The sequence below is a fragment of the Parafannyhessea sp. genome (genome assembly GCF_051876455.1).
In the GTDB taxonomy this organism is placed as follows: Bacteria; Actinomycetota; Coriobacteriia; order Coriobacteriales; family Atopobiaceae; genus Parafannyhessea.
The window spans coordinates 1,759-9,244 of record NZ_JBJEHW010000175.1; the positions used below are offsets into that span (position 1 = coordinate 1,759).

Sequence of the window (7,486 nt, forward strand, 5' to 3'; positions counted from 1 at the left end):
GTTGGTGAGGAACTCAAGCAGCACCTTGCGCAGGGGGTAGTTCATGGTGGCGTCGAGCTCCGAGCCCCAGAAGTAGTGGCGGAGCTTGCCGTACGCGAACTTGTAGGTGGCGTCCTCCCAGACCTCGCCTATGACCACGGCGTCGGGCTTCTCCGCCAGGGCGGCGGCCTTGATCTCCGAGATGAAGTCGTCCGAGAGCTCGTCGGCCACGTCGAGGCGCCAACCGCGCGCGCCCAGACGCAGCCACTTGCGGATCACGCCGTCGTGGCCGCAGATGAGCTCGCGGAAGTCGGGGCTGTCCTCGTTGACGGCGGGGAGGTCGTCCACGCCCCACCAGCTGCAGTAGCTGCCGTCGTCGCGGAACGTGAACCACGAGTCGTACTTGGAGGGCGTGGGCTGCGCCGCGCCCTCGGGACCGTAGTTGCCGTACTTGTTGAAGTAGCGGGAGTCCGCGCCGACGTGGTTGAAGACGCCGTCGAGGATGATGGAGATGCCGCGGGAGGCGGCGTCCTTGCAGAGCGCCTTGAAGTCGTCCTCGGTCCCGAGCATCGGATCGATCCTGAGGTAGTCCGCCGTGTCGTAGCGGTGGTTGGACGCGGCCTCGAAGATCGGGTTGAGGTAGATGACGGTGATGCCGAGCGCCTCGAGGTAGGGCAGCTTCTCGCGCACGCCCTCGAGCGTGCCGCCGTAGAAGTCCCAGTTGGCCATGCGGCCCTGGGGCGTCTTGTCGTAGTGCGGGTAGGTGTACCAGTCCTCCACCAGACGGCGGCCGGGCCCACGGCGCGGCCTGTCGAGCGAGGCGGCCACGTTCTTCTCCCATCCCCTGCCGCGGAAGAAGCGGTCGGGAAAAATCTGGTACACGATGCCGTTCCTGTACCAGTCGGGCTGCTGCTTGCGCTCGCTCTTATATACCGTGATCTGGAACGAGGGGGGCTCGCCGTAGGCGAAGGCGCCCTCGCCGCAGGCGTGCTCGCGCGCGGCGCCGTAGCGCCAGACCGCGCCATCGGCCGCGACGATCTGGAACGAGTACCAGATGACCTCCGGCTCCTCCGGCGTGAACGTGACGCCAAAGCGGACGGGGACGTCGCCGCCAAAGCGGGAGGCCTCCTCCTCGGAAAGGGCCACGCGCTCCATGTCGAGGATCTTCTCGCCCTTGCCGTCAATCCAGATGCGGAGCCGCGCCGTGGCGGACGGCTCGTCCCAGACGTCTATCCATACAGAAACGGCGCCGCCCGCCTGGACGGCGCCGAATGGGTTTCTGTACTGGCTGTCTGAGGTAATATGCCTAGCCCTCAAAGCCACACCCTCTTCTGTTACTAACGACCGATCTCTGGGTGCAGCGAGTGGTAGATGTCCATGTAGGTTTCCGCCGCCCGGTTCCAGCTGAAGTCGGTTTCCATAGCTTGCCTTTGTAGCTTAATCCAAGCGTCCTTGTCCGTCCAGAACACTTCGCAGGCGTCGAGTATGCAATTGGCCATCTCGTCCGCGTTCATGTTGGTGAAGCGGAAGCCGGTGCCCTCGCCCGTGTACTTGTTGTACGGGACGACGCTGTCCTGCAGGCCGCCGGTCTCGCGCACGACGGGAAGCGTGCCGTAGCGCATGGCGATCATCTGGGAGAGGCCGCAGGGCTCGAACTCCGACGGCATGAGCAGGATGTCGCCACCCGCGTACATGCGGTGCGAGAGCTCGTTGTCGAAGGCGATGCGCGCGACCATCTGGTCGCCGTACGTCCAGTCGAAGTACTTGAACGCGTCCTCCTGGTCCTTGTCGCCCGTGCCCAGGATGGCGACCTGGGTGCCGCGCTCCATCAGGTGGTTCATGGCGTAGCGGACGAGGCCGAGGCCCTTCTGGTTGGTGAGGCGCCCGATCATGACGATGAGCGGGCGGGTCGGGTCCTCCTTGAGGCCGAGCTCGCGCTGGAGTGCGGCCTTGTCCTCGGCCTTCTTGTCCAGGCTGTTCTCGTCGTAGTCGACGGGGATCAGCGGGTCGGTGGCCGGGTTCCAGAGGTTGACGTCGATCCCGTTGAGGATGCCGCGCAGCTGCGAGGCGCGCCTGCGGAAGATGTCGTCCAGACCCTCGCCGTAGAAGGGCATCTGCAGCTCGTTGGCGTAGCTCGGGCTCACCGTGGTGATGAGGTCCGCGTAGCAGAGCGCGCCCTTCATGAAGTTCACGGTGTTGTAGCCGCTGTAGAGCTGGCTCGCGGCCGTGGGGTTGTCCGCCAGGCCCAGGACGTCCTCCAGGACCTTGTCGTTGTACTGGCCCTGGAACTTGACGTTGTGCACCGTGAAGATGGTCTTCACGTGGCGGCACGCCTCGGAGGCCTGGTAGAACTCGCGCAGGAAGACCGTCGCGAGGGCCGTCTGCCAGTCGTTGCACTGCAGCACGTCGCACTGCAGCTCCGGCAGCTTCTCGATGGCCTCGCAAATCGCCTTCGAGAAGAAGGCGAAGCGCTCGCCGTCGTCGTAGTAGCCGTAGATGCCGTCGCGCTTGAAATACGCCTCGTTGTCGACGAAGTAGAAGTCGACGCCATCGTAGGTGAGCTTCTCCACGCCGCAGTAGACGCTGCGCCATGCCAGCGGCACGTAGAAGTCCGCGATGTGCGTCATCTGGTCCTGGTACTCCTGCGGGATGCAGGCGTACTTGGGAAGGATGACGGAGCACTCCGCGCCCGCGGCGTTGAGCGAGCGCGGGAGCGACCCGACGACGTCACCCAGGCCGCCCGTCTTGACGAACGGGACGGCCTCGGTGGCGGCAAACAGGACCTTGATTTTGCGTGTTGCCTGATCACTCATCGCAAAGTCCTCATCCGGCTTGATTAGTCAGTAGCCTTTTCCTTGATGAACAGGGACTCGGGGGTACCCCTGAGCTCGGTCCCCGCGGGAACGACGTTGTTGCGGTCGACGATGGCGTTCTCGACGCGGGCGCCCGTCTTGATGACGCAGGACTGCATCACGACGGCGTTGGTCACGACGGCGCCGGTCTCGACGATCACGTTGCGGCCGAGGACGGAGTTGGAGACGGTGCCCTTGATGCGGCAGCCGCCCGACACGCGGGAGTTGCTCACGCGGGAGCCGGTCTCGAACTTGGCGGGGGCGTTGTCGTGCGCCTTCGTCCTGATCCTGCGGTCCGCGGGGAAGAGCTCGGCCGTGATCTTGGGATTGAGCATGTCCATGTTGGACTTGAAGTACGTATCCTTGTTGAAGATCGGGGCGACGTAGCCGTCGTACTCGTAGGTCTGGACGTTCACGCGCTCGTAGTCCGCGGCCATGGCCTCGAAGAGGTCAAGGTAGTCGGTCTGCTCGTACCAGTCGAGCAGCTGGAGCAGGAACTCGCGGCCGATGACGAAGCAGTCGAGGAACGCCTCGTCGCCAAACTCGACGCCGTGCTTGACGCCGTGGACGCGGGTGCCGTCGACCTTGAAGCCGGTGACGTCGACGTCCTTGGCCTTGGAGGCCTGCGTCAGGACCGTGATGTCGGCCTCGGAGCCCGCGTGGGCCTCGATCAGCTTGGTGAGGTCCATGTTGTAGACGAAGCTCGCGGAGGACAGCACGACGTACTCGGCCTCGCTGCGCTTCAGGAAGACCTTGTTGTACTCGAGGTCGCGGAGCAGGAAGCGGGAGCCCGTGCGGGAGGTGCCGAAGGCGGAACCCGGCAGGATGAACAGGCCACCCTTCTTGCGGTTGAGGTCCCAGTCACGACCGGAGCCGATGTGGTCGATCAGGGAGCGGTAATTGTACGGCATGATCGTGCCGACGGTCTTGATGCCCGCGTTCACCATGTTGGAGAGGGCAAAGTCGACGACGCGATAGCGCCCGAGGAACGGTATGGACGCGACGGGGCGCGTCTCGGAGAGAACGCTCGGGTACTTCGTGGAGTAGTTAGCGGTAACGACGCCAAGGAGCTTCTCCATCTCTACTCCTCCCCCTTTCCAACAACGACGTCATTTCCGATGACGGCCGTGTCCTTAGTCTGGTCGACGCTTCCGAGGATCACGTTGTCCTCGACGACGGAGTTCTCGCCCAGGATGGCGCGTACGACGTGCGCCCCCGGCTTCACCTCTGCGCCGGGGAGAAGGACGGAGTCCTGCACGATGGCGCGCTCGCCGACGATGGCGCCCGTGGAGATGATCGAGTGGACGGCCTTGCCGTAGATGCTGCTGCCGTTGCCGACCAGGCAGTCGTCGACGGTGGCGTCGGGGCCGACGTAGGCAGGCGGCATGGCGCCGGCGTTGCTCATGATCGGGGCCTCGGTGTCGTACAGGTCGAAGTCGGGCTTGGTGCCCAGCAGGTCCATGCTCGTCTCGTGGTAGCTGGAGATGGTGCCGACGTCGCGCCAGAAGCCGTTGAACTCGTACGTGTAGAGGCGCTTGCCGGCGTCGAGGAGCTTCGGGATGATGTTCTTGCCGAAGTCGTGCTCGGACGTCTGGTCGACGGCGTCCTCCTCCAGCGTCTTGACCAGCAGGTCGGCGTTGAAGATGTAGATGCCCATGGACGCGAGGTTCGAGTCGGGCTTGTTGGGCTTCTCGGTGAACTTGAGAATCTTCTCGTCCTCGTCGGTCGTCAGGATGCCGAAGCGGGACGCCTCCTCCCAGGGCACGGGCATGACCGCGATGGTGAGGTCGGCGTTGTGGCGCTTGTGGTTGTCGAGCATCTTCTGGTAGTCCATGCTGTAGAGCTGGTCACCGGAGAGGATGAGGACGTACTCGGGGTCGTTCTGCTTGATGAAGCCGAGGTTCTGCGTCACGGCGTCGGCCGTGCCGGCATACCAGGCGCCGCCGGTCTGCGTGGCGTACGGCGGAAGGATGAAGAGGCCGCCGTCGCTCTCGTCGAGGTTCCACGCGCTGCCGGAACCCAGGTAGTTGTGCAGCAGGTACGGCCTGTACTGCGTGAGGACGCCCACGGTGTCGATCCCCGAGTTCGCGCAGTTGGAAAGCGCGAAGTCGATGATGCGGTACTTGCCGCCGAACGAGACGGCCGGCTTGGCGACGCTCTTCGTCAGCACGCCGAGCCTGCTGCCCTGCCCGCCGGCAAGAAGCATTGCGATGCATTCCCTCTTGCTCATTTGGTACTCCCCTTTCGAGCCCTAAAACTCCCTCCGAAGCGTTGGCTTCGAATTCCTCCTACACCTAATCAATATGCCAAATGTCGTGCGCATATTCGCGAATGGTTCGGTCGCTGGAGAAATATCCGCTCCTGGCCGTGTTGTGGATGGCCGCGCGGTTCCATGCGGTGCGGTCTCCGTAGGCCTGGGTCAGCTCCTCCCACGCCTGGACGTACGAGTAGAAGTCCTTCAGGACGAGGTCGTGGTCGTTGCCGACCATCAGCTCGTCGTAGATGCTGTCGAAGTTGCCGGACAGGCGGCCGAGCGTTCCGTCCTTCAGCTCGTTCAGGATGCGGCCCAGGCGATCCGGGTCGCTCTTGACGAGGTCGTATGCCCAGTAGTTGCCGCTCGCGCGCAGGGCGTCAACCTCCTCGGTGCGAAGGCCGAAGATCTTGATGTTGTCCTCGCCCACGAGCTTGGCGATCTCGACGTTGGCGCCGTCGTAGGTGCCGAGCGTGATGGCGCCGTTCATCATGAGCTTCATGTTCGAGGTGCCGGACGCCTCGGAGCCCGCCCAGGAGATCTGCTCGGAGATCTCGGCCGCCGGGTAGATGAGCTGCGCGCTCGAGACGGCGAAGTTGGGCACGAAGGCGACGCGGATGACGTCGTTCACGCGCTTGTCGTTGTTGATAACGTCCGCCACGGAGTTGATCAGGCGGATGACCTCCTTGGCGAAGGTGTAGCTCTGCGCGGCCTTGCCAGAGAAGATGAACGCGGTCGGGCGCGGCTTGTAGTTGGGGTCGTCAAGCAGCCTGTTGTAGATGTCCAGGATCTTGAAGACGTTGAGCAGCTGGCGCTTGTACGCGTGGAAGCGCTTGACCTGCACGTCGAACACCATGCTCGTGTCGAGCTCGGTGCCGGTCGTCTCCTTGATGTAGTCGGCAAGGCGCTGCTTGTCCCACTCCTTGGCCTTCTCGAACGAGTCCAGGAACGACGGGTCGTCCCTGTAGTCCTCGAGCTTGGCGAGCTCGTTGGCGTCGCGCAGCCAGCCCTCGCCGATCACGTCGCAGATGAGCTTCGCGTACTTGGGATTCGCGTTGCCCAGGAAGCGGCGGTGCGAGATGCCATTGGTCTTGTTGTTGAACTTCTCGGGCGTCAGCTTGTAGAAGTCATGCAGCGTGCTGGCCTCGAGGATGCCCGTGTGCAGCGCGGAGACGCCGTTGACGGAGTGCGCGAAGATGACCGAGAGGTTCGCCATGCGAATCTGGCCGTCCCACAGGATGGCGGTGTTCTTGAACTCCTCCTGCCAGTTGGGATCGGTGTGGGGGAAGTTCTCGCGATAGCGGCGGTCGATCTCCTCGATGAACATGTACGTGCGGGGGAGAAGGGCACGGAACGTGTTGATGGGCCACTTCTCGAGCGCCTCGGGCATGATCGTGTGGTTGGTGTAGGAGATGGTCTCCTGCGCGATCTTGAACGCGAGGTCGAAGTCCACGCCGTGCTCGTCGACCAGGAGCCTCATGAGCTCGGGGCCGCACATGGCGGGGTGCGTGTCGTTGGTGTGGATGGAGACGTGCTTGCCGAGGTCCTCCCACTTGTTATCGCCGTACTGCTTCTGGTACGTGCGCAGGACGGTCTGCAGGCCCGCGGAGACGAAGAGGTACTCCTGCTTGAGCCTGAGCAGACGGCCGTGCTCGCCGGCGTCGTTGGGGTAGAGGATCGTCGAGATTGCCTCGACGTCCGCGCGGAACTTCATGGCCTTGGCGTAGTCGCCCTGGTTGAAGGCGTCCAGGTCGAAGTTCTCCTCGGCCGGCTCGGCGCTCCAGAGCCTCAGGTTGTTGACCTGCCTTCCGCCGTAGCCAACGATGGGCACGTCGTACGGGACGGCCTTGACGAGCTCGCCGCCCTCCTGCGTGAACCAGTAGCGGCCGTTCTCCTCGTGGCGCACGACCTGGCCGCCAAAGCGGATGAGGACCGAGCTCTCGTTGCGGCGCGTCTCCCAGGGGAAGCCGTGCTCCAGCCAGTTGTCCATCTTCTCGACCTGGCGACCGCCCTCGATGGCCTGCTTGAAGAGGCCGTAGCGGTAGCGCATGCCGTTGCCGTTGCCGTTGATGCCCAGGGCCGCCATCGAGTCGAGGAAGCACGCGGCCAGACGGCCGAGGCCGCCGTTGCCGAGGCCGGGGTCGCTCTCGCACTTCTCGAGCTCATCGAGCGGGGTGCCCAGCTCCTTGCAGCCGGCCTTCACGATGTCGCGGCAGCCGAAGTTGAGGACGTAGTTGTCGAGCAGCGGCCCAAGCAGGAACTCGATGGAGAAGTAGTAGACGGTCTTCTCGTCCTTGTCCTGCATGCGCTTGATCGTGTCGCCGCGCATGCTCTTGGCCTTGTCCGCGATGAGGCTCGCGAGGGCGAAGTAACGCTCCTGGTCGCCAAGCTCCTCGTAGGACTT

Annotated in this window: 5 protein-coding genes; all 5 read right to left on the reverse strand. The window is 64.0% G+C overall.

Annotation, left to right across the window (positions count from 1 at the left end):
- On the reverse strand, positions 1-1,302 hold a 1,302-nt coding region (locus ACI38Z_RS07635), incomplete at its 3' end, for a glycoside hydrolase family 13 protein (protein WP_439789593.1).
- A 14-nt stretch (positions 1,303-1,316) separates the two neighbouring features.
- Positions 1,317-2,792, reverse strand: a complete 1,476-nt coding sequence (gene glgA / locus ACI38Z_RS07640) for a glycogen synthase GlgA (protein WP_439789594.1) — start codon at positions 2,790-2,792, stop codon at positions 1,317-1,319.
- A 23-nt stretch (positions 2,793-2,815) separates the two neighbouring features.
- Positions 2,816-3,910 (reverse strand): glucose-1-phosphate adenylyltransferase subunit GlgD, encoded by a 1,095-nt coding sequence (gene glgD / locus ACI38Z_RS07645; RefSeq protein WP_439789595.1) that lies wholly within the window; start codon positions 3,908-3,910, stop codon positions 2,816-2,818.
- A gap of 2 nt (positions 3,911-3,912) precedes the next feature.
- On the reverse strand, positions 3,913-5,061 hold the full coding sequence (locus tag ACI38Z_RS07650; RefSeq protein ID WP_439789596.1) for a glucose-1-phosphate adenylyltransferase: 1,149 nt from the start codon (positions 5,059-5,061) through the stop codon (positions 3,913-3,915).
- Between the two features lie 64 nt (positions 5,062-5,125).
- A partial coding sequence (locus tag ACI38Z_RS07655) for a glycogen/starch/alpha-glucan phosphorylase (RefSeq protein ID WP_439789597.1) occupies positions 5,126-7,486 on the reverse strand: 2,361 nt, incomplete at its 5' end.

What these genes read in the sequence shown, in the direction of transcription:
- glgA (WP_439789594.1), bottom strand. Translation starts at nt 2,792, where the DNA reads ATGAGTGATCAGGCAACACGCAAAATCAAGGTCCTGTTTGCCGCCACC.
- glgD (WP_439789595.1), bottom strand. Translation starts at nt 3,910, where the DNA reads ATGGAGAAGCTCCTTGGCGTCGTTACCGCTAACTACTCCACGAAGTAC.
- ACI38Z_RS07650 (WP_439789596.1), bottom strand. Translation starts at nt 5,061, where the DNA reads ATGAGCAAGAGGGAATGCATCGCAATGCTTCTTGCCGGCGGGCAGGGC.